Raw genomic sequence first — 19,853 nt, 5'->3', positions numbered from 1 at the left:
CGTTTGGCGAGCGATGAATATACGAAAATCTTCATCCCACGCAACCAGCAACTCACCTATTCCCCACCGCGCCTGCTCGGTCGCAGGTCATTGGCTGGTATAGGAGTTACAGATACTCCTATCGGCACAGTTGCTAAACTGCTTGAACCGGCCCGAAGTTCACGGAACCAGGAGAATTCCCGCACTAATTATCGCCTCCCCAAGTGCTCTCAACGGAAAATATAACCCCTTTTCCCCCTTGATTATAGATTGAACCCCCGCTACTTTAAGGGAACTTGTCAGACTGCCGATGTTTACAAGGATGGTAGTTGGGCTGTTGTTTTCCAAAGGAATTGATCTATGAAGCCTCACGGCGAGAAAAATGAGCTAAATCCCAAAGATATATTTGCGGTCGTTCTGCGACGAAAGTGGATACTGATTGTCCCCTTTATCATCGTCAGCATCCTGACCTACGCCGCTTCCTACCTGATCACCCCGGTCTTTCAGTCATCGACTATCGTGGCCGTCAGCCCGCAACAGCGGTTGTCAACTGACCTGCAGCGCCTACTTGGCCAGGAAGCGTACCGTGGGCGAACGTCTGAAGAATCCGAGTTGCGCAGCATTTATAACGATATCACGTCGTCCTATTATCTCAATCAGTTGAATGAGCGGATGCATTTGGATCGCGACCAGGGACTCGCTAATCAGGTGGCAAAAGTTGCCGCACTGCACCCCGAAATCGACAAAAACATCATTACGCTCGACCTGCTCCAGCAGGAGTTGAAAGAGAATGTCGGCGTCAGGTTCGCCGCGCAAGATCACGTGATGATCACGGTCCGGTCACCAATGCCCAAGAAAGCACAGGAGATCGCCAACAATCTTGGTCAGATCTTTATTGCTGAAAAGAAAAAGCAGGAGATGTCCTCAATTCAGACCTCGCAGGACTTCTCCGGTACACAGTTCGAAAAGTATGATCTCACCCTGCGGCAGAAGATCAACGAGCGGACCCGCTATCAGGAGCAATTGCTCCAGGTGCAGATGGATGCCGGGATCGGTTCCGAAGAGAACCGGACCAATCTACGCGTTGATGTCGACCGCACCAATAGCGATATCAATGACCTGCAGCGCGAACAGACGAAGATAGTCGCGGAGCTAAAAACGATTCCGGGTTTGGATGTCGCTAATTTGGCGCTCCCCGCGTCGACGGAGATGGATGGCCTCAAGTCGGATTTGAAGCGCCAGCTCGAAGATATTCCGGCGATGTCTCTCCGTTATCCCTGGGCTGATCCGCAGGTCCTCAGCATGAACCTCAAGCAGAATTCGGCGCTGCGCTCTATTCAGAGTCTCTCCAAACGTCTGGTAGATGACCGTTGGGGTTCTCTTGATGCAAACTCGCGCGGAGTACTCTATCGCTACTTTGAGAACCAGGCCACGCTGGATTTCAGCTATTCCCGGGCCATTTATCTCAAAGCCGCGCTCGACCAGATCACCGACAAGATGACCTCAGTGCCGCAATATCAAGCCACATTGAATCGACTCGACCAGGAGATCAACGATCTGACCACCCTGCGCAATCAGTTCAAGAGCCAGCAAGAAGGATCTTCTATCTCACAGGCGCTCTTCCAGGATATCTCATCGAGCAAATATCGCGTGGTCGAGCCAGCCAAGCTGGCGATCGACCCGGTCGAACCGAATCGGATCAAGATATTGTTGATGGGGCTGGCGCTCGGCCTGGTGATCGGCGGCGCGGCGACCATCCTGGTCGAACTGCTCGATACATCGTTCAAGAAAGTTGCCGATGTCGAGGAGTTCCTTGGGTTACCGGTACTCGGCATTGCGCCCAAGATCGAATATATGTCTAAAGTGACCGAGTGATCGTCAGCGGTTAATGGTCCACTGAATTTGCGCCGGACAAGGAGAACTTGCCCGGCGTTTTCTTTGTGCAGACTCCGCATTGACAGCGCCACCGCCTCGGCCTTATACTCAACAAAGTAAACCAGTCCGGCAGAAGATACGCCCATGACCGATCACAACCAGACCGATAACCAGATAGCCGCGTTTCCGCTCGATTCAGCCCCCGCGCAGGCGATGGTGATCCATTGCGCTGACCCGCGCTTCCAGGTGGCGATCAGGCGGTTCGCCATCGAATCGCTCGGATTGAAAAATTACCTGCCGATCGTGGAAGGGGGCGGAGTGCATGCCCTGCGCGCCAAAGAGTATGCTCCTCGTGAATTCGAGACCCTCTGGCATCAGGTGACTTTTATGCTGAACTTGTTTAAACTCCCCGAAGTGATCCTGATCGGCCATCAGGATTGTCGATGGTACCAGAACCATGCGGAGCATTTTGAGGGTGTCGATCCGGAGGTGCGCTGCCGGATCGATCTACCGCTGGTCGCCGGAATGCTGTTGAGCCGACTCCCACATCTACGGATACGCTGCTTTTGGGCGGCGGTCAAAAACGACCAGGTTCTGTTCACCGAAGTACATTGAGATCGAACTAGACAACGGCTTTGACCGGCATCTGCCGTCCGATAACCTGCGCCAGTCTGCGCACTCCCTCAATGATCTGCTCTTCTGTCGGATATGAGTAATTCAGCCGCATGGTATTGCGACCGGAACCATCGTGGAAAAAGCACGAGCCGATAACAAACGCCACTTTAAGGTTGATCGCATCCTGGATCATGTTGTTGGCTTCCATGCCTTCGGGGAGATGTACCCACATAAACATGCCGCCATCCGGCTTTGACCACCAGAGACCATCAAGTTTCGGCATGAATTTCTCAAGCGATTCCAGCATCACTGCGGCTTTGCGACGATAAAGTGTTTTGCTGATCTCGATCTGTTTCTCCAGATATCCATCCTGAATCAGATACGCGGCGATAGTCGATGAATAGGCGGCGGTGCAGAGGTCAGTCCCTTGTTTCGCCATCACCAGCTTGTCGATCACCTCGGCCGGTGCATTTATCCAACCGAGCCGGAAACCGGGACAGAAGATCTTGGAGAAAGTCTTCATCTGGATCACGCGGCCCTCGCGATCGAGAGAATAAAGCGATGGAAGCAGATCCCCCTCGAAACGCAACTCGCGATAGGGGCTGTCTTCGATAACTGTCAGATCATATTTCGACGCGATCGCCAGTAAGTCACGTCGTCGTTCGAGAGAGAGCGTGATTCCCGAGGGGTTCTGGAAATCCGGTATGATATAGACGAATTTTGGTTTTCGGCCGGAATCGATCAGACGGATCACTGTCTGTTCGAGCTGCTTCAGATCGACACCGTTAGAGTCAAGTTCGACTCCATGGAAATCGGCGTCAAAAGCCTTGAAGGCCTGCAGCGTGCCGACATATGTTGGTCGCTCAACAATGATCGGATCACCCGGATCAATGAATATTTTGCTGAGAAGATCGATCGCCTGCTGCGATGAGGCCACGATCAACATGTTCTCGGCGGAGACATCCTCTCCCTGGCGCTTGGTAAACTTGATCAACTGCTCTTTGAGGAACGGATCACCTTCAGTGGGGCTGTACTGCAAGGCGTGTCGGCCGGATTCGCGGATGGCGCGCAAGGAAGCTGCTTCGACGGCTTCGTACGGAAAGATAGCCGGGTCGGGAAGACCTCCGGCGAACGAGATCGTTTCCGGATTGCGGGTTAGTTTGAGAAGTTCGCGTATCTCTGAGCGGCGAAGTCTGCTCGCCATTGAAGAGAATTGAAAATCAGCCATGTCGGCCTCCCGGGCGTTACCAATGAATCCGTTTTTGCGGTTTTGATACTCCATAATACCATTGCTATAACAAAGCTGTTGCAATATATTATGTCATTGGTACAACAAACCAAGATATCCGAAACGTATAAGTGGTACAAAGTCGAAAAGTAAAATTAAGCTGTTGATAGGGAGCGTATTATGGAATATCAACTCAGTTGGGAGCCACTGGTACAAAAGAGAGAGGAACCATACTACATTGCCGTAGTTCGCGCTCTCTCGGAAGACATTGCAGGAGGGAAACTTCCGATCGGAACACGCCTCCCCACCCAACGTGATTTGGCCGACAAACTGCATGTTGCCTTAGGTACAATTACCCGAGCCTATGCCGAGGCCGAGCGACGCGGATTGGTATATGGCGATGGTCGTCGTGGGACTTTTGTCGGGGAACTCCCCAACGCCCGTTCTTACCTGGCGTCAGTTTACAAACCTATTTCGGTCGGAGTTGATTTCAGCAAAAACCAACCGGCAACCGCCTATGATCCGGACCTTGCCGCGGCGCTCCGTCAGATCACCAAGCAAGGGGATATTCAGCATCTGCTCCATTACCCGCCGTCGGCGGGGTACCCCAAACATCGCGAGGCAGGCTTGCGCTGGCTTGAGTCGCTCGGCCTGAAAGTCGATCTCGAGCAGATCTACATTTCCGGCGGCGCGCAACATGCCCTGATGGCGATCTTCGCCGCCGAAACCCGCCCAGGCGATCTGATTGCGGTCGAAGAATACACCTACCCGGGAGTCAAGATCATCGCCGAACTGATGGGGCTCGAAGTCGTCGGTGTTGATATGGACAGCGAGGGGATGCTTCCTGAATCGCTGGAATCGATCTGCTCACACCGCGATGTTCGGTTGATGTATTGCAATCCGTCATTCCAGAATCCGACCAACTCGCTGATGTCGCTGAAACGCCGGCAACAGATCGCCGAAGTTGCCGAGAAGCACAGCGTGATGGTGGTGGAGGATGAGATCCTTGCGCCGTTGATGGACAATCATCCGGGGTTCATCTCGCGCCTGATCCCGGAGCGCTCGTATGGGATCATGTCATCTTCAAAGGCACTGGCGGCTGGATTGCGCGTTGGCTTTATCGCCGCGCCCAAACAGTCTTTGCGCAAGTTGAACGAGAGTTTGCAGGCCTCGATCCTCGGTGTCCCGCCGCTCATGTCGGAGATCTTCACGCGCTGGTACAGCGATGGGACATTGGAGAAGATCGTCGCGCGCCGCAAGCGAGAGATGATGCACGCGCAACATGTGGCGACCACACTGCTAAAGGGATTTAAGTACCGGTCACATCCGACCAGCTACCATATCTGGCTTCAACTGCCGGAGTACTGGCAGTCATTGCAGTTCAGTTCCGAGGCGCAGATGCGTGGAGTCGCGTTGACACCGGCGGAGATCTTTGCCGCAGAGCGCAAAGCGGGGATTCAGGCGGTCCGGTTGTCGATCGGGTCAGTCTCCGACAGAGAACTGCTCAAGCATGGGCTTGAAGTGGTACGGGATATTCTGCAGGGAGCCTCGCGCAAAGAAGCAGTGACAGTGTAGAGCGGATCAAATCCAATCGCAAAGGCGCGAGTCGTGCTCTGGTCACTCGATACGCCTGGTGACGAAAGCTGGCATCGCGCCCAGCGACCATGAAGAGGGCCTTACTCTCTCTCTGTATCTCTATTCTTTAGCCAGTGTCGTTTTGACCCAAACCTCCTGCTTGGAGGGGCGTTGCATTCCACCGCCCGGACCACCCATGGCGCCACCGCGTCCCATACCTCCACCCATGCCACCTCCGGGTCCACCGCCCATACCGCCACCGGGGCCACCACCCATGCCGCCGCCGGAGCCGCCGAAGTCCATTCCTTCTCTGGGGCGTTCGCCTCGCATCATTTCCATTTCACCCCAGACAAGTCCGACCGATAACTCTTTCTTGTCGATCGCGCCGAAGCCATAGGAGCGGACCTCGCTCTCTTTCATCGGAATAGCAAACTCATAGACAAAAAACGCGTGCGAGGTATCAAATGCGACCGAGGGCCCCTCGGTACCATCGAGCGGAATCTCTTTTTCGTCGATCTGGTCTTTGATGTAACAGATCAGTTTCGGAATGGAATCATCGGGCATTCGTTCTTCCATCCGCTGCTGCATCCGCTCCGGCATCTGTCGTTCCTCGGATTTCCGCTCAGCTACTTCCTGTTTCCGCAGGGCGAGCATCTGTTCGCGCGATGGCCCACCGATGAACTTGACGAAGAAATCTTTCTTTTTCCCCCCTTTGGGGTCGAGGTACACCGTCAGGCCGGACATCGCAATCGTCCGGACCCAGCGAGGGTCATTGGTTCGAAACAACAGGTAGAGATTGTCCGCATCGTTGGCGACTGCGATCACCGCCTTCTGTTCTTCGAGGAAAGTGGTCGGGTGATCTTTCCAGTCATCGTAGCGGCCATCGATCGTGATCGGATTGACGGCGAAGCGGCTGGATATCTTATCTGACCCGGCCCAGCTCGAAGCGGCGGCCAGGAAAAGGAATATGATCAGTGTATAGATTGTAACTTTCGCGTATCGCGGCACAGGTCGCATGAAATGCACTCCTCTCAGGTTTCTCCTGTTAGACCACAAAGGCAGGGTAAAGGATTAATTGAGGAGAGGCAATTGTGCATCGGGACAGTGTGTAGAGAAACGATAGGGCAGGTGCGACGCATTGGATATGCGCGTCGACCTGCCCTGAGAAAATGCACTAACCGTCGCGTTACGACGGTATCTTTTCTGACTCGACCGGCTTTTCGTAGGTCTGGATCACCAGACGCGGACGTTCACGGTCGGAATCTTTGTTGGACAGGACATTAAATGTAAAGAACGCCAGGATCCCGGAACCGACCAGCGCGGCCCAGAACCAGGTGGTCCATTCTATCGCAATAATGGCCGCGGCCTCGGGTGGGATATCCCCTCCGGCGCGAGACTTCAGAACCAGCAGGCAGATACCACAAAGCAACGCGGCGCTGGCCGAAAAGACCTTGGCGCGACGTCCCGCTACCAGTGCGGTTACCAATGCGGCGAGCGCCATGAACATGGCGGCGGCCGCAACCGGCTCGGCCTTGACATCACCGTCCATTCCCTCCATCTGGCCGAACTGATCAGGCTGACCGACCTGGGCCAACGGAGTCTGATCCCAGAGTGAATCCGGGATGCCGGGATTATTCGGGTCGGTTTGGTCCGATTGCGATTGAGTAGAACTGTAATCAGGCTGGAATCCCTGGGCCTGGGCCATCTTTTCGAGTGGGTTGGCCGGTTTGACATCATTGCCGGTGGCGAGGTCAAAGCCGGAGATCTGCATGATCGTCTGTCCGCCGCAGCTCACTTTGAGGAACGGCATGAAAAAGCAGACCAGGATGATGGCGGCCAGGGCCGGACGTAATTTCCGTTCGTGCTCTGTCATCGGCTTTCTCCTTGAATTGTGCGTTATTGAGAACGTGAAAATTCGAGAATATCGATATCAATTATTATCGGCAGCAGAATAGCCGGACTGAAGTTGCGGCTGATCGGCCAGTTGTCCTAACGCCGATTGTTAGGAGTAGTGGCGACCGCCTGTCTTGAGGGGTTGTCAGGAGCGGCGTTGTATGACAATTGCTAGAACACTGACCGAGGTGATCACAGACGGTGATGTCGAAGTAGTTGGAGGAGAGGGGATTGATACTTTGGACGATCGCTGATTTTCGCCCTCTGTATGCAATGCTCGTTTTTCATGGCATTTGCGGATCGCGCGAGGGCGAACAGACTCCTTCTATTAATGGGGGCGGGGCCGGGAGTGCTAGCGGTTGTAAGACGTGAATCTTGAGGTCGCAATTTGCGACCTCAAGAGCTATCTACGGATTCATGACGACCAGAAGTCTATCCCTTCCTCACACCATGTTCGCGAAAGCCAATCTGTCTTTTTGGCGTGGGTGGTGGTACCATAAGTTGCCGGATGGCCTCAAAGACCGACCTGAATTGAGAATCATATTTCTGTTCCAGCGCCGTCAATTTGCGTTCGAGGTCGACATGGGTAGCGATCAACTTTCTCAATCGCGTGAAAGCGCGCACGACGCAAATGGAAGTTTGCACTGCACGTTCGGATTTCAGGACCGAAGCGAGCATGAGAGCGCCATGTTCGGTAAAGGCGTAAGGGAGATGGCGGCGTCCGCCATAGCCCAAACTTGAGGTCGCAATTTGCGACCTCAAGTTTTCGGCTTCTTCGGTAGTCAGTTGAAACATGAAATCTGCAGGAAATCTCTCGCGGTTCCGTCGGACCTGCTCATTCAGCCGTTTGGTTGGAACGTCGTAGAGGTTGGCGAGGTCATTATCAATCATTACTTTTTGTCCGCGAATGAGATAGATACGACTCTCGATCCGAAGCTCAAGCACGGTCGGGTTGGTAGTGGGCATGACTTTTTCCTCCAGGTTACGCAGATACTGGAGAAAGTTCGCGGCGGCCACTGACAGGTGGTGTCAGTGAAAATGGGAGCACGAAGAGAAACTTGAGGTCGCAAATTGCGACCTCAAGTCTTGCCTCGTCATTCTATCCAGAAATTGATCTCCCTGGATTTTACCCAAATAGAGTCTTGGCGAGTGTACTCCCACGTCCCCCCGCAGCCCCAACTTTGGAATTCAACCATCGCTTTCGATAGCTTCTCATCGAACAATACTGAGGGCATAATTGGATCAGAGCAAGTGAGCATGACGATCCCCCAGTGGTCTGGACGAACCTGCAGATACGGGTCCAGGAAATTCGATTTCGCAAAGACTGTCTCCCAATGCAGATTCTCTACGTCAAGGAGACGCCCCTCGTCATCCTCGAGGAAGAGAAACTTCAATGCCTTGTGAAATTCCGGCAATCCACAGAGAATTGGTTTGCCGGCATTGATTGGACTTCGAAACGCGCGCGCGGGACCCGATTTTTCGTGGAATTCCCTTCTCTCATAAAAGGCCAGTGTGCCCAGAAACGCGTAAGTCTCGCTGTCGACAACCGTGACCAGCACGCTCTCCTGCAAAGCTACATATTTACTTGTTGCCGAGTCAGTGGCCTCCGAGAAGAGAAGTTCGAACAGATCGTACACAGCTTTCATGGTATCATCAGGTGCTGCACTTTGTGCCATCACGACGCGGCTCTGGTTATCCCAAAGTTGAAAGAAGCTGTCCAGGGCCAGGCAACTTCTGCCGTCCCAAGCATTGAAAAGAAGCAGCGAATCAAGCGAAGTTGGAATGTATCCATGAGAGAATTGTCGCTTTTGCGGCTGTCGTTGAAATTCCGATGGGATCTGTTTGCATGGACAACAGGCTAGCAGGAAGGCAATCGACAGTAAGATGCAGATGACCGATCTTTTCATCGTTCAACCCTCGTAGCTCGGGCCCTTGACACTTGGCGAGCATTCAACCAAGTCAGCTAACCTCAAATGTATACATTGTTGGACAGCGAGTTAAGACAAATTTCGGTTTAAAAACAAAGCACAGGAAACAAATCCGTTGTCTTTTCGTGTAACTAACCGTATAGTTAAACCAAAAGGTTAGTTCAACCGAAAGGTTAAGAATGGCTCCGGCTCAGAATGTCAGCCCCGAAGATGTCGGGACACGAGAAAAGATCATCGATGCCGCCAGGCATGAGTTCGCCGAGCTCGGTCTCGCCGGCGCCCGGGTCGAACGAATCGCCGCGAATGCCGGCGTCAACAAAGCGATGATCTACTACCACTTCAGTTCCAAAGAGCTGCTCTACCAGAATGTCGTTCGCAGCTTTTTCACGCGGGTAGTAACGGAACTTCGGTCGCGCACTTCCGCAGGGACAAATCTTGAGGAGTTTCTGATGGGGGCGCTGGAGACGCATATCTTTATCTACCGCAATCACCCTGAGTTCCTGCGCATAATGCTTCGCGAACTGGCGAACCCCGACGGTGACGCGGTAGTCTGGATGGCGGAGATCATTCGCGAGTCGCAATTTCCGCTGGAGACCGTGGGGAAGTTCAAGCTCGCGTCGGAGACCGGCGCGTTCCGGAAGATCGACCCGCAGCAAGCGTTGATCTCGTTTGTCATGATGAGTCTCGGTTACCTGATGCTTGCGCCGATGGCCGACCGGGTCTGGGGGATTGAAGATCGAGTCGCCTTTATCGAACAGAGAAAACATGCAATCGTTGACCTCTTCCTACATGGAGTGCTGGCCAGATGAAACTGACAATTGTCATACAAGCGCTACTCCTGCTGCTCCTGCCAATATCGGGATGGGCGCGTGAACTCTCACTCGAGCAGGCGCTGGAGATGGCGCGGGAGCACTCCTTCAGTCTGCAGAAAGCACGCGCACTGGCATCCTCGTCACACAGCGATCTGGGTGCGGCCAAAGCGGAGAGATTTCCCACTTTTAGCGCTGTTGGATCCGGCAACTATATCAGCGAGGTCGCCAAAATGACGATTGCGCTGCCTACCCTTCCACCGATCGAACGGGAGATAGGGACACATGAAAACTATCAGGCGGACTTTCGGTTGAATTTTCCGCTCTACACGGGCGGGAGGATAACCGGGGCGATCGACCTGGCCACGGGCTCGAACGAGATGTATGCCGCGCTGGAGTCCGCCGATCTGGATAAACTCTGTTACCAGACACGGGCGGAGTATTTCGGGATGTACCGTGGGAATGCGCTCTACGGGGTCGCGCTGGCGTCGCTCAAGCGGGCCGAAGTGATCAATCGAAATATCCAGTCTCTTTATGAAGCCGGGGCGGCCGACTCGGTGGCTCTGCTGGAAGTCAGTCTGGCTTTGTCACGCGCGAAACTAGCGGTCAGTCAGGCGGAGACTAACCGACGCGTCAGTGAGATCAGGTTGCTGACCTTGATCGGACTTCCGCTATCCGATTCATTATCGCTGACGGACAACCCGTCACAGCCGACCGATCTTTCGGTTTCGGCAACAGTCTCGGAGCAGAAGCCGGAGTTGCAGGCGGCGGATGCATCCATCAGGATGGCTACCGCGCGACTGAAAGTGACCAAGGCAGACTATTTCCCGACGCTCTCCGCATTCGGCGGCTACTCGTACGGCAAACCGAATCTGGATCGATTCGGCAACAGTTGGAATGACTACTTTACGGTGGGAGGTTCGCTCACCTGGTCATTCAATCTTGGCGGGAAAACCTCACATAAATCCCGCGCCTCGGCCTATTCGCTGGAATCAGTTCGTCGAGAACGAGATCAGGTGGCGGAGAATCTTGGCCGCGAAGCGAACCTAGCTTCGGAGCAGTTGAAGCTGGCTTTCACTCGATACCAGAACAGCCTCGCGGAGTACCAGATCAGCAGTTCGCAATATCGATTGGCGGAGCAGCAGCATTCGGATGGGGTGCTCTCGTCGAATCGTCTCCTTGAGATCGAGGCGGACCTGACGGCTTCAGAAGCGGCCATGGCGGCATCGCTGTTGGATTACTATATCGCGCAGTCCGGATATTACTACGCGACCGGTTCAGAGAATTTGAAGAAAGGGATATAGCAGATGCGAGCGGTATTACTACTGATGATCGGCGCCGGAGCGGCGTTTCTGGCCGGTTGCGGCAATGGGGTAACGGAAGCCGGTGGGTCGGCGTTTATTGAGGCGAATGATGTTCTGGTCTCGGCGGAGATGTCGGGGCGAATACTGGAGCAGCGTTTCGGGGAAGGGGCGACAATCGCGCAGGGGGACACATTGCTGGTGATTGACCCGAGCAAGATCGAACTGGAGATTGCGTCAGCCGAGGCAAACCGCCAAGCGCTCCTGGCCGGACTGGAAACCGCCAAGTTGGCGGTAACCAAAGCGAGGGAGTCAGAATCGTATGCCAAGTCCGAACGGGATCGGATCGCACGACTGCTCACTTCCGGTTCGGCGACCCGGAAACAGATGGATCAACTGGAGCATGAAGTGACACTGGCAGTCAATATGCGTCAAACCGCTTCGGCCAATGTCGAAATGACCAACGCCCAGATACTCAAGCTGGATGCGGATATCGCGCGGTTGCGCCGTCAATTGCAGGACGTTTATCTGCTGGCGCCGGCCTCCGGTGTGATGACGGAGGATTATGTCGACCAGGGAGAACTGGTTACTCCTGGTAAAGCGGTGGCGAAGATCGCCCAGCTTGATACGCTCTGGGCAAAAGTCTATCTCCCGTCGAGCCAGTTTGCATCGGTCAAGATCGGCGATGCAGCGACTATCAGCACCGAATCCGGTGAGACAAGTTATCAAGGGAAAGTGATCTGGACATCATCAGAGGCGGAGTTCACCCCCAAGAATATCCAGACCGAAAAGTCGCGCGCCAATCTGGTCTATGCGGTCAAGGTTTCGATCCCAAACAGTGATGGGCGGCTGAAGATCGGGATGCCGGTTTTTGTGACGCTGGGGAAGTCATGAGTTATCTGGTTGCAGAATCACTCACGAAATCGTACGGGAAGATCCCAGCATTACGCGAGTTTTCACTCAGTGTGAACGAGGGAGAGATCTTCGCGCTGGTCGGGCCGGATGGCGCGGGGAAAACCACGCTGATCCGAATCCTCTGTCGGCTGATCAGGCCGGATAGCGGAAACGCTACAATCGGAGGATTGACGATTGATAAGGAGTTCGAGAAGATCAAATCTCTCCTCGGTTATATGCCGCAGATCTTTTCGCTCTATCCGGATCTGAGTGTGGAGGAGAATCTGACATTTTACGCCGGGATATTCGGACTGACCGGCGCGTTGTATCGTGAGAAGCGGGACTATCTGTATGAATTCTCCAAGCTGGGGCCATTTGCTAGCAGGCGCGCCGCGGCATTGTCGGGAGGGATGAAGCAGAAGCTGGCGCTTTCCTGTGCGTTGATCCATGACCCAAAGATATTGATTCTGGATGAGCCAACCACCGGGGTTGATCCGCTCTCGCGGCGACAATTCTGGGAGATATTGCTGGAACTTCGCAAGCAAGGGACGACCATTCTAGTTTCGACTCCGTACATGGATGAAGTAGCGCGAGCGGATCGTGCCTGCTTCATATTTAACGGCCGCAAGTTGTCTGAAGGGACCCCGACTGAACTGGCGGCACAATTTGAAGGACAGATATTCTATCTCGACGAGATGCCGACGACAGAACTGGTTTCGCGGCTCAATGCGATAGACGGGTTGACGGCGCGGCGGTTCGGCGCCGGAATGCATATTTACCTCAGGCCCGAAGATACGCTCACGCGTTTCAGCGGGCCATTGAGCACGGCAGGGATCTCGACGGAACATCTGAAGCCGATCCATCCGGAGCTGGAGGATCGCTTTATCCAGTTGATGGAGGTTGCCTCATGAACGGCACCGCAGTAGAGATCGAGAATCTGACGCGTAAGTTCGGGCAGTTTACGGCGGTGGATAATCTGTCGCTGACCGTGCATACCGGCGAGATATTCGGCTTCCTCGGCGCAAATGGCGCAGGGAAAACGACGGCCATCCGCATGTTGTGCGGATTGTTGGTGCCGACCTCCGGATCAGGGCATGTCGGCGGAATTGATATTGTGAAGAGCTCGGAGAAGATCAAGCAATCGATCGGCTATATGTCGCAGAAGTTCGCTCTGTACAGCGACCTGACCGGTCGGGAGAATCTACAGTTTTACGGCGCCGCATACAATCTGGACAAGCGGACGGTCAAAGAACGGATCGCCGAATTATCCGACCGGCTGGCGCTCAGTGAGTTTATCGACCGTCCATCCGGCTCGCTGCCGACCGGCTGGCGTCAGCGTCTGGCACTTGGAGTCGCGATTATCCATCGACCGAAGATCGTCTTCCTCGATGAACCGACCGGCGGGGTCGATCCGGTCTTCCGACGTACTTTCTGGGGGTTGCTCTACGAAATGGCGGATGAAGGGGTGACCATCTTCGTCACCACGCACTACATGGACGAAGCGGAGTACTGCGGACGAATCTCTATCATGCATGCGGGAAAACTAATCGAGATTGGCAAGCCGACAGATCTTGTGGCCAAATACCATGCCCGCAACCTGGAAGATATGTTTATCGACCTGATCAATCCGCGCGGGGTGGTCAATGCATAAGATACGATTTATCGCGCAGAAGGAGATGTATCATATCCTTCGGGATTTCCGCTCCCTGCTGATCATCTTTGTCATGCCATTGATGATGACATTCCTCTACGGCTACGCGATCAACATGGATATCGAGCATATCCCGCTTGGCGTGGTGGATCGTGATCAGACCGCCGATTCGCGGGCATTGGTCGAGAGTTTCTGGGCATCGCACTATTTCTTTCCGACAGATGCAGTGCCCGAGCTGGATGACCCGGCAAAGCTCCTGCGCGGTTCACGCGCTGCCGCGATCCTGGTGATCCGCCCGGGATTCAGCGAGGCGGTGCGCAACAATCAGCCGTTTGAGTTGGAATTGCAGATCGATGGTTCCGAGGTCTCGCAGGCCGGCGCCGTGGTAGGATACAGTAATTCACTGCTCAGTCAGTTTTTGAGGGAGAAAATGCTCGCGCCGGGAGCGAGTATGCCGGGAGTGACGATCTCTCAGCGCGTACTGTATAATCCGGACCTCAAGTCTTCACACTTTTTCGTGCCGGGTATCGTTTCGATCATCCTCTTGATGATATCCGCATTGTTGACCTCGATCACTATCGCGCGCGAGAAGGAGACTGGGACACTGGAGCAGTTGTTGACCGCGCCGGTTTCGCCGCTCCAGATTCTGCTGGGGAAGCTACTTCCCTATATCGTTATCGCGTTCCTGGATGGTCTGTTGGTACTGGCGTTTGCGAAGATCCTCTTTAGTGTGCCGTTTGTCGGATCGTTCTGGTTGCTGATGGGGATGGAGATGATCTATGTGACGACGGCGCTGTCGATCGGCATATTGATCTCGACAGCGGTGCCGACCCAGCAATTGGCGATGCAGTTTGCGTTGTTGATAACCATGCTTCCGTCGATCATGCTCTCCGGGTTCATCTTTGCCGTGAAGAATATGCCGATTCCGCTACAGGTAGTGAGCCATCTTGTTCCGGCCACCTATTTCCTCAATATCGTAAGAGGGATCATGTTGAAAGGGGCAGGGATAACGGTGCTCGCGCCACAGGCTGGATTTCTCCTGATCCTCATGGTGGTTTTCCTGACGCTGGCGGTTAAACGATTCAAATCGAGTGTAGGCTGATATGTTACGTCCATTTCTCGGAGTAGTGCGCAAAGAGTTCATCCAGGGACTGCGGGACAAAAACAATCTTCGGATGTTGTTTGTCATGCCGCTCGTACAGTTGCTGTTGATGGGTTATGCGGTGAATACCGATGTCAAGCATTTGCAGTTGGATGTCTATGACTATAGTCAGTCTGCTCACTCGCGGCAATTGGTGGAAGCATTCAAAGCGAGCAGTTATTTTGAGCCGGTCAACCGGACGCTGGAGTTCGAACAGGCTCCCCTGTGGCAACTGGATCAACGGTTTCTGAGCAAAGATGCGGAGATGGTGGTTATCATACCGCAGGACTTTTCGGAGAAACTGGTCGCCGGGGATCCGGTGGAGATCGGTTGGATCGCCGATGGTTCCGATGCCAACGCCGCCCGAATGGGGCTTGGCTACGCCGGACAGATCGTCAGGACTTTCTCAAACAACATCACCGGCCGGAAGCCACAGATAGAACTTCGCTACGACTACCTGTTTAATGCGGAGGCGGAGTCGCGTTACTTCATGGTGCCGGGGATTGTCGCAACTTTGTTGACCATGCTCACGCTAATGATGACCTCGATGGCGATCGTTCGCGAACGGGAATTGGGGACATTGGAGCAGGTGATGGTGACTCCGATCAGCACGATCACGTTCATGATGGGAAAGATCACGACCTTTACGATTCTATCAATGGTGATCATGGGCGGGGCGCTTCAGCTCGGGCTCTGGTGGTTCGAGATACCATTTGCCGGGTCCCACTTGCTGTTGTTCGGGATGTCACTGCTCTATTTGATGAGTACGCTCGGGTTGGGGATGTTTGTTTCAACCATAACCAGCACCCAACAACAGGCGATGTTTCTGGCCTGGTTTTTCTCGATCTTCACCATGCTGACCTCGGGGTATTTCACCCCGATCGCCAACATGCCGGATTGGCTGCAGCAGGTTACGCTGATCAATCCGATGCGCTATTATATTGAGATTGTCCGGGGAATAGTCCTGAAAGGGGCGAGTCTTTCGGATTTCTATCCGAGTGTGATCGGGATGACCATCTTTGGACTTGTCATCTTCACCTTTTCTGCGCTTCGTTTCCATAAGCGAACGGCATAAAGGAAGATCTGATGCGAGTGTTAATCACCGGCGGGACAGGATTGATCGGAACGGGTCTGCAGAGTGCTCTCATAAGCGAAGGGCATTCGGTGGTCGTTTTGACTCGCCGACCATCAATCAGTGGACAAGACTCCATCCAATGGAATCCGGAATCCGGCAGCCTCAATGTGCGACAGCTCGAAGGGTTTGATGCCGTGGTTCACCTTGCCGGAGAGGGGATAGGAGATGGACGCTGGACTTCCGCACGGAAGGCGCGAATAGTCAATAGCCGGGTGGTATCGACCAGGCTGTTAAGTGAAGCAATTGCGGGTCTGGAAACTCCTCCGAAAGTACTGATCGCATCATCGGCAATTGGTTACTACGGGGACCGAGGTGATGAGATGCTGACTGAGGATTCGGATCCAGGGTCAGGCTTTCTATCAGAGCTTTGCGTCGATTGGGAGAAGGCGGTTTCGCCTGTGGCGGACCGTGGAGTGCGCGTGGTGAATACTCGAATCGGCGTAGTGTTGGCCAGGAATGGCGGGGCACTGGGGCAGATGCTTCCGATCTACCGCCTCGGCCTGGGCGGACGGCTTGGCTCCGGCAGGCAGTTCTGGAGTTGGATCGGTTTCGATGACCTGATCGGGGGAATGATGTTTGCGCTGGGCAATGCCGCGCTGAGTGGTCCGGTGAATCTTGTTTCGCCGCATCCGGTTCGTAATGCTGAATTCAGTGACACGTTGGCGAGAGCGGTACATCGACCGGCGATCTTCCCTGCACCGGCTTTTGCTTTGCGACTGTTGTTGGCGGAGATGGCTGACGCCCTGCTATTGGCGAGTATGCGAGTGGCACCAACTCGACTTCAAGGCGCAGGTTACCAATTCAAGCAGAGTTCGCTCGATTCGGCTCTCCAGGCACTGCTGTCTCGCTGACTCACAGCGGGATTGTCGACCTATCGTGTACAAGTTGGTAAAATATCACTACGATTTCAGTTGCTCATGACTAATCTGCAGATATATTCTCCTCTTTAACGTCGGGCTTAGCGAAGAAGGGATAGATTGTGGGTACTGAAGATCGTAAGCGAACACTTTTTCGCCATCCATTAGCGGCAGTCGGCGGCGCGTTGACGTTGGCCGGCGGCTTTCTTTTTGTTGTGCTGTTGCTGTTGGATCTGAGCTCAGGGGGAGAGAATCCATACAGCGCGCTGGTGACCTTTGTGTTCGTCCCGGCGATCATCACGCTTGGCGTAGTGCTGTTTCTGGTGGCAAGCTGGCTCCAGATGAAGCAGGCACGTCAGCGCGGGGAGAAAGTCAAATTCAACCTCTCTATCGATCCGACCGATTCAAACTACCTTCGCAATCTCTGGCTTTTTCTTGGGCTGACCGCGGCGTTGATCGTTATCGTCAGTTACAGCGGATACCGTGCGTATGAGTCGACCGACTCAGTTGCGTTTTGCGGTAAAACCTGCCACACGGTGATGGAGCCGCAGTACGTGACCTACATGAACTCACCGCACGCGCGAGTGGCCTGCGTGGAGTGCCATATCGGACCTGGCGCATCGTTCTACGTGCGGTCCAAGGTCGACGGCACCCGACAACTATTCCGCACGGCGCTTAATTCCTATGACCGACCGATCAAAACTCCAGTTCATAACCTTCGTCCGGCCCAGGAAACCTGTGAAGGGTGCCACTGGCCACAACAGTTCTGGGGGAATAAGTTCAGCACGCGAACCTACTATAAGACCGATGAGCAGAACTCGCCCTGGACGATCAGCCTGTTGGTGAAAGTTGGCGGCGGGAATCCGCGCACCGGGAAGCTGGAGGGGATCCACTGGCATATGCTCTCGGAAAACAAAGTCGAGTACGTAGCGAGCGACTACAAGCGGCAGATCATTCCCTGGGTGCGCGTCACAAATCAGGACGGAACAACAAAGATCTATCGCCAGGCGGGCACGGAGATGCCGGATACAACGCTTCCGGATAACGAGATCCGGCCGTTCGACTGCATGGACTGTCACAACCGTCCGAGCCACAAGTTCCAGCCGCCGGCGACTTCGTTAAATCTGGCAATGAGCACGCGGATGATCTCACCGAGCCTGCCGTATATCCGTCAGGTTGGGCTTGACCTGTTGAATGCCATATATGAAAATCGCGAACAGGCGCAGGGAGCTATCGATACCGGTCTGTTTGCGTACTACCGAGCGAATTATCCCGCTATCGCCGATTCTCTCAAGGACGAGATTACCAAGGCGACTCAGACTCTGAAAGCGATCTACGCTGAGAATTTCTTCCCGGAGATGAAAACCGATTATCGTGCGCGCGAAACCAACCTCAGCCATTTCGTCAATGATGGTTGTTTCCGTTGTCACAACTCGAGCATGACCGCGGAGGATGGCTCTTCCATTTCGTCATCCTGTACCACCTGTCACCTGATCGTCGCGCAGGGACCATCCGAAAATGTAGCCGACCTTGCATCGAATATCGTGGGTATGGATTTCCAGCATCCGGAGGATATCGGCGATGCCTGGAAAGAGGCGAAATGCACGGAGTGTCACACGCCTGAATCCGGGTACTGATCAAACGTAACTACAATGTAGCGGGTGAGATTCACTCATCCGCCAAACCGTCGGGAGACTGGCCCCGGCGGTTTTTTTGTCGAGTAATCTGATTGTTCGATGAATTTAGAGCAGAATCTTGCGGTTCATAGCATCCGAAAAGGCGGCCAAAAGTGGAGTTTTGGCGAAAACTCTCTTCAGAGAATGAGAGTAGCGCGGGAGAATTCGGCTACATTTAGCGGTATAAACTCGTACAATATCTAATTGTTTGTGTCGAAAGTAGACTTTGTAGCGACCACGCAATCGCGTAAGACGATGAATAATAACGAGTTGATAGAGTCGTGAGTTGGCCGGTCCGTGGTTTGCTCGTGCAAAAAGGAACTAAGTTCGGGGTAAAAAAAGCATTGACAATAGAGGCTCAACACTCCTATTTACGCCTTCAAAATCTCGAGTTAGGCTACTCGAGAGCAAACTGTTACGGTTAGCTGTCTTGGAGAGGACATGGTTGGGTGCACCGTCACTCAACAGAGGTGTGCAGACGGTCAAGAAGTAGAGAATTACAGAGGATGTGTGTGGACGTAAGAGGTCTGCGCGTATCCTTTTTTTTCGCCCATAACTAAACGCATTATAATCACCCATTGAGAAAGGGATACTGAAATGTTCAAACGTGTGACACTCGCTCTGTTGGCGCTGATGCTGCTGGCACTGGTTGGCTGCAGCAAGGCTCCTGAGGCCGAGATGACCGCCGCCTCCGCGTCCTTCGATGCAGCTCGCGCTGCCGAAGCGGAAGCGTATGCTCCGGAATCCTTCCGGACCGCGCAGGATACTCTGAATGCGGCTCAGGCTGCCAAGACCGAACAGGATGGGAAGTTCGCGCTGTTCCGTTCGTATGGTAAGTCCAAAGAAATGTTCGTCCGCGCCCAGGCTCTCGCCGAGAAGGCTTCCACGGACGCCGCCGCTGAGAAAGAAAGAGTGAAAGCGGAAGTGATGGTTCTGATGGCTGATGCGAAGGCTGCGATTGATTCCGCCGCTGCCGCAGTTGCCAAAGCCCCCAAGGGCAAAGACACCAAGGCCGAGATCGAACTGATCAAAGGCAGCCTTGATGCTCTCACCCCGGCGTACACCGATGCCGAGATGGAATTCAATAACGGCAAGTATCTGACCGCCAAGACGAAGTTCGAAGGCGTGATGAACCAGGCGAAGTCCATCCAGGACGAGATCGCCGCCGCCGTCGCTCGCAAGGCAGGCAAGTAATCGGCAATGTCGATTAACCCCGTTTTTCCGCGAAGGGCCGCCGTAACACGCGGCCCTCGCGATATATACCCCGACGTGTCGAAGCGCCCCCCCTTCTTTCGC

At 54.1% G+C, this 19,853-nt stretch carries 18 protein-coding genes; 13 read left to right on the top strand and 5 right to left on the bottom strand.

Annotated elements, in window-relative coordinates; genetic code table 11:
* Positions 1-339: 339 nt before the first annotated feature.
* Positions 340-1,854, top strand: a complete 1,515-nt coding sequence (locus IPH75_12435) for a hypothetical protein (GenBank protein ID MBK7142877.1) — start codon at positions 340-342, stop codon at positions 1,852-1,854.
* A gap of 144 nt (positions 1,855-1,998) precedes the next feature.
* Positions 1,999-2,469 carry a hypothetical protein gene (locus IPH75_12430; protein MBK7142876.1) on the top strand — a complete coding sequence of 157 codons (471 nt, stop codon included), beginning with the start codon at positions 1,999-2,001 and terminating at the stop codon, positions 2,467-2,469.
* A gap of 7 nt (positions 2,470-2,476) precedes the next feature.
* On the opposite strand, the gene IPH75_12425 is transcribed toward IPH75_12430, so the two are convergent.
* Positions 2,477-3,697, bottom strand: a complete 1,221-nt coding sequence (locus IPH75_12425) for a PLP-dependent aminotransferase family protein (protein MBK7142875.1) — start codon at positions 3,695-3,697, stop codon at positions 2,477-2,479.
* Positions 3,698-3,877: 180 nt separating this feature from the next.
* On the opposite strand from IPH75_12425, the gene IPH75_12420 reads away from it, so the two are divergent.
* A complete protein-coding gene (locus IPH75_12420) occupies positions 3,878-5,272 on the top strand; it encodes a PLP-dependent aminotransferase family protein (protein MBK7142874.1) in 1,395 nt (464 codons plus the stop codon).
* Between the two features lie 120 nt (positions 5,273-5,392).
* On the opposite strand, the gene IPH75_12415 is transcribed toward IPH75_12420, so the two are convergent.
* The 4 genes from IPH75_12415 to IPH75_12400 all read right to left on the bottom strand — a co-directional run bounded on the left by IPH75_12415 (position 5,393) and on the right by IPH75_12400 (position 9,072).
* Positions 5,393-6,289, bottom strand: a complete 897-nt coding sequence (locus tag IPH75_12415) for a hypothetical protein (GenBank protein ID MBK7142873.1) — start codon at positions 6,287-6,289, stop codon at positions 5,393-5,395.
* A 169-nt stretch (positions 6,290-6,458) separates the two neighbouring features.
* A complete protein-coding gene (locus IPH75_12410; protein ID MBK7142872.1) occupies positions 6,459-7,145 on the bottom strand; it encodes a hypothetical protein in 687 nt (228 codons plus the stop codon).
* Between the two features lie 452 nt (positions 7,146-7,597).
* Complete coding sequence (locus IPH75_12405; protein ID MBK7142871.1) at positions 7,598-8,131, bottom strand: ORF6N domain-containing protein; 534 nt, start codon at positions 8,129-8,131, stop codon at positions 7,598-7,600.
* A gap of 128 nt (positions 8,132-8,259) precedes the next feature.
* Positions 8,260-9,072 carry a hypothetical protein gene (locus IPH75_12400; GenBank protein MBK7142870.1) on the bottom strand — a complete coding sequence of 271 codons (813 nt, stop codon included), beginning with the start codon at positions 9,070-9,072 and terminating at the stop codon, positions 8,260-8,262.
* Positions 9,073-9,272: 200 nt separating this feature from the next.
* On the opposite strand from IPH75_12400, the gene IPH75_12395 reads away from it, so the two are divergent.
* The 10 genes from IPH75_12395 to IPH75_12350 all read left to right on the top strand — a co-directional run bounded on the left by IPH75_12395 (position 9,273) and on the right by IPH75_12350 (position 19,751).
* On the top strand, positions 9,273-9,902 hold the full coding sequence (locus IPH75_12395) for a TetR family transcriptional regulator (GenBank protein ID MBK7142869.1): 630 nt from the start codon (positions 9,273-9,275) through the stop codon (positions 9,900-9,902).
* Positions 9,899-11,206 (top strand): TolC family protein, encoded by a 1,308-nt coding sequence (locus IPH75_12390; protein MBK7142868.1) that lies wholly within the window; start codon positions 9,899-9,901, stop codon positions 11,204-11,206. Before IPH75_12395 ends, IPH75_12390 begins: the two co-directional genes overlap by 4 nt.
* Before the next feature lie 3 nt (positions 11,207-11,209).
* Complete coding sequence (locus IPH75_12385; GenBank protein ID MBK7142867.1) at positions 11,210-12,097, top strand: HlyD family efflux transporter periplasmic adaptor subunit; 888 nt, start codon at positions 11,210-11,212, stop codon at positions 12,095-12,097.
* Positions 12,094-13,008 carry an ABC transporter ATP-binding protein gene (locus IPH75_12380; protein MBK7142866.1) on the top strand — a complete coding sequence of 305 codons (915 nt, stop codon included), beginning with the start codon at positions 12,094-12,096 and terminating at the stop codon, positions 13,006-13,008. Before IPH75_12385 ends, IPH75_12380 begins: the two co-directional genes overlap by 4 nt.
* Positions 13,005-13,748 (top strand): ABC transporter ATP-binding protein, encoded by a 744-nt coding sequence (locus tag IPH75_12375; protein MBK7142865.1) that lies wholly within the window; start codon positions 13,005-13,007, stop codon positions 13,746-13,748. Before IPH75_12380 ends, IPH75_12375 begins: the two co-directional genes overlap by 4 nt.
* Complete coding sequence (locus tag IPH75_12370; protein ID MBK7142864.1) at positions 13,741-14,850, top strand: ABC transporter permease; 1,110 nt, start codon at positions 13,741-13,743, stop codon at positions 14,848-14,850. The genes IPH75_12375 and IPH75_12370 overlap by 8 nt, the downstream gene beginning before the upstream one ends.
* 1 nt (position 14,851) lies before the next feature.
* A complete protein-coding gene (locus IPH75_12365; protein ID MBK7142863.1) occupies positions 14,852-15,964 on the top strand; it encodes an ABC transporter permease in 1,113 nt (370 codons plus the stop codon).
* An 11-nt stretch (positions 15,965-15,975) separates the two neighbouring features.
* The gene (locus IPH75_12360) at positions 15,976-16,875 is read left to right on the top strand and encodes a TIGR01777 family protein (GenBank protein MBK7142862.1); all 900 of its coding nucleotides are present in this window, start codon (positions 15,976-15,978) and stop codon (positions 16,873-16,875) included.
* A gap of 128 nt (positions 16,876-17,003) precedes the next feature.
* Positions 17,004-18,518, top strand: a complete 1,515-nt coding sequence (locus IPH75_12355) for a NapC/NirT family cytochrome c (protein ID MBK7142861.1) — start codon at positions 17,004-17,006, stop codon at positions 18,516-18,518.
* A gap of 636 nt (positions 18,519-19,154) precedes the next feature.
* Positions 19,155-19,751: a DUF4398 domain-containing protein gene (locus IPH75_12350; GenBank protein MBK7142860.1), complete on the top strand. Its 597-nt coding sequence runs from the start codon at positions 19,155-19,157 to the stop codon at positions 19,749-19,751.
* Positions 19,752-19,853 lie beyond the last annotated feature (102 nt).

The sequence above is a fragment of the bacterium genome, from assembly GCA_016708025.1.
Taxonomy (GTDB): Bacteria; Zixibacteria; MSB-5A5; order GN15; family FEB-12; genus FEB-12.
This window is presented reverse-complemented; position numbering and strand designations above follow the sequence as displayed.

Bases quoted from the DNA above. Each gene is read 5' to 3' on its own strand.
- IPH75_12410 (MBK7142872.1), bottom strand. From the start codon at position 7,145: ATGACAGAGCACGAACGGAAATTACGTCCGGCCCTGGCCGCCATCATC.
- IPH75_12360 (MBK7142862.1), top strand. From the start codon at position 15,976: ATGCGAGTGTTAATCACCGGCGGGACAGGATTGATCGGAACGGGTCTG.
- IPH75_12400 (MBK7142870.1), bottom strand. From the start codon at position 9,072: ATGAAAAGATCGGTCATCTGCATCTTACTGTCGATTGCCTTCCTGCTA.
- IPH75_12415 (MBK7142873.1), bottom strand. From the start codon at position 6,289: ATGCGACCTGTGCCGCGATACGCGAAAGTTACAATCTATACACTGATC.
- IPH75_12390 (MBK7142868.1), top strand. From the start codon at position 9,899: ATGAAACTGACAATTGTCATACAAGCGCTACTCCTGCTGCTCCTGCCA.
- IPH75_12425 (MBK7142875.1), bottom strand. From the start codon at position 3,697: ATGGCTGATTTTCAATTCTCTTCAATGGCGAGCAGACTTCGCCGCTCA.
- IPH75_12435 (MBK7142877.1), top strand. From the start codon at position 340: ATGAAGCCTCACGGCGAGAAAAATGAGCTAAATCCCAAAGATATATTT.
- IPH75_12405 (MBK7142871.1), bottom strand. From the start codon at position 8,131: ATGCCCACTACCAACCCGACCGTGCTTGAGCTTCGGATCGAGAGTCGT.
- IPH75_12380 (MBK7142866.1), top strand. From the start codon at position 12,094: ATGAGTTATCTGGTTGCAGAATCACTCACGAAATCGTACGGGAAGATC.
- IPH75_12350 (MBK7142860.1), top strand. From the start codon at position 19,155: ATGTTCAAACGTGTGACACTCGCTCTGTTGGCGCTGATGCTGCTGGCA.
- IPH75_12430 (MBK7142876.1), top strand. From the start codon at position 1,999: ATGACCGATCACAACCAGACCGATAACCAGATAGCCGCGTTTCCGCTC.
- IPH75_12365 (MBK7142863.1), top strand. From the start codon at position 14,852: ATGTTACGTCCATTTCTCGGAGTAGTGCGCAAAGAGTTCATCCAGGGA.
- IPH75_12420 (MBK7142874.1), top strand. From the start codon at position 3,878: ATGGAATATCAACTCAGTTGGGAGCCACTGGTACAAAAGAGAGAGGAA.
- IPH75_12385 (MBK7142867.1), top strand. From the start codon at position 11,210: ATGCGAGCGGTATTACTACTGATGATCGGCGCCGGAGCGGCGTTTCTG.
- IPH75_12370 (MBK7142864.1), top strand. From the start codon at position 13,741: ATGCATAAGATACGATTTATCGCGCAGAAGGAGATGTATCATATCCTT.
- IPH75_12375 (MBK7142865.1), top strand. From the start codon at position 13,005: ATGAACGGCACCGCAGTAGAGATCGAGAATCTGACGCGTAAGTTCGGG.
- IPH75_12395 (MBK7142869.1), top strand. From the start codon at position 9,273: ATGGCTCCGGCTCAGAATGTCAGCCCCGAAGATGTCGGGACACGAGAA.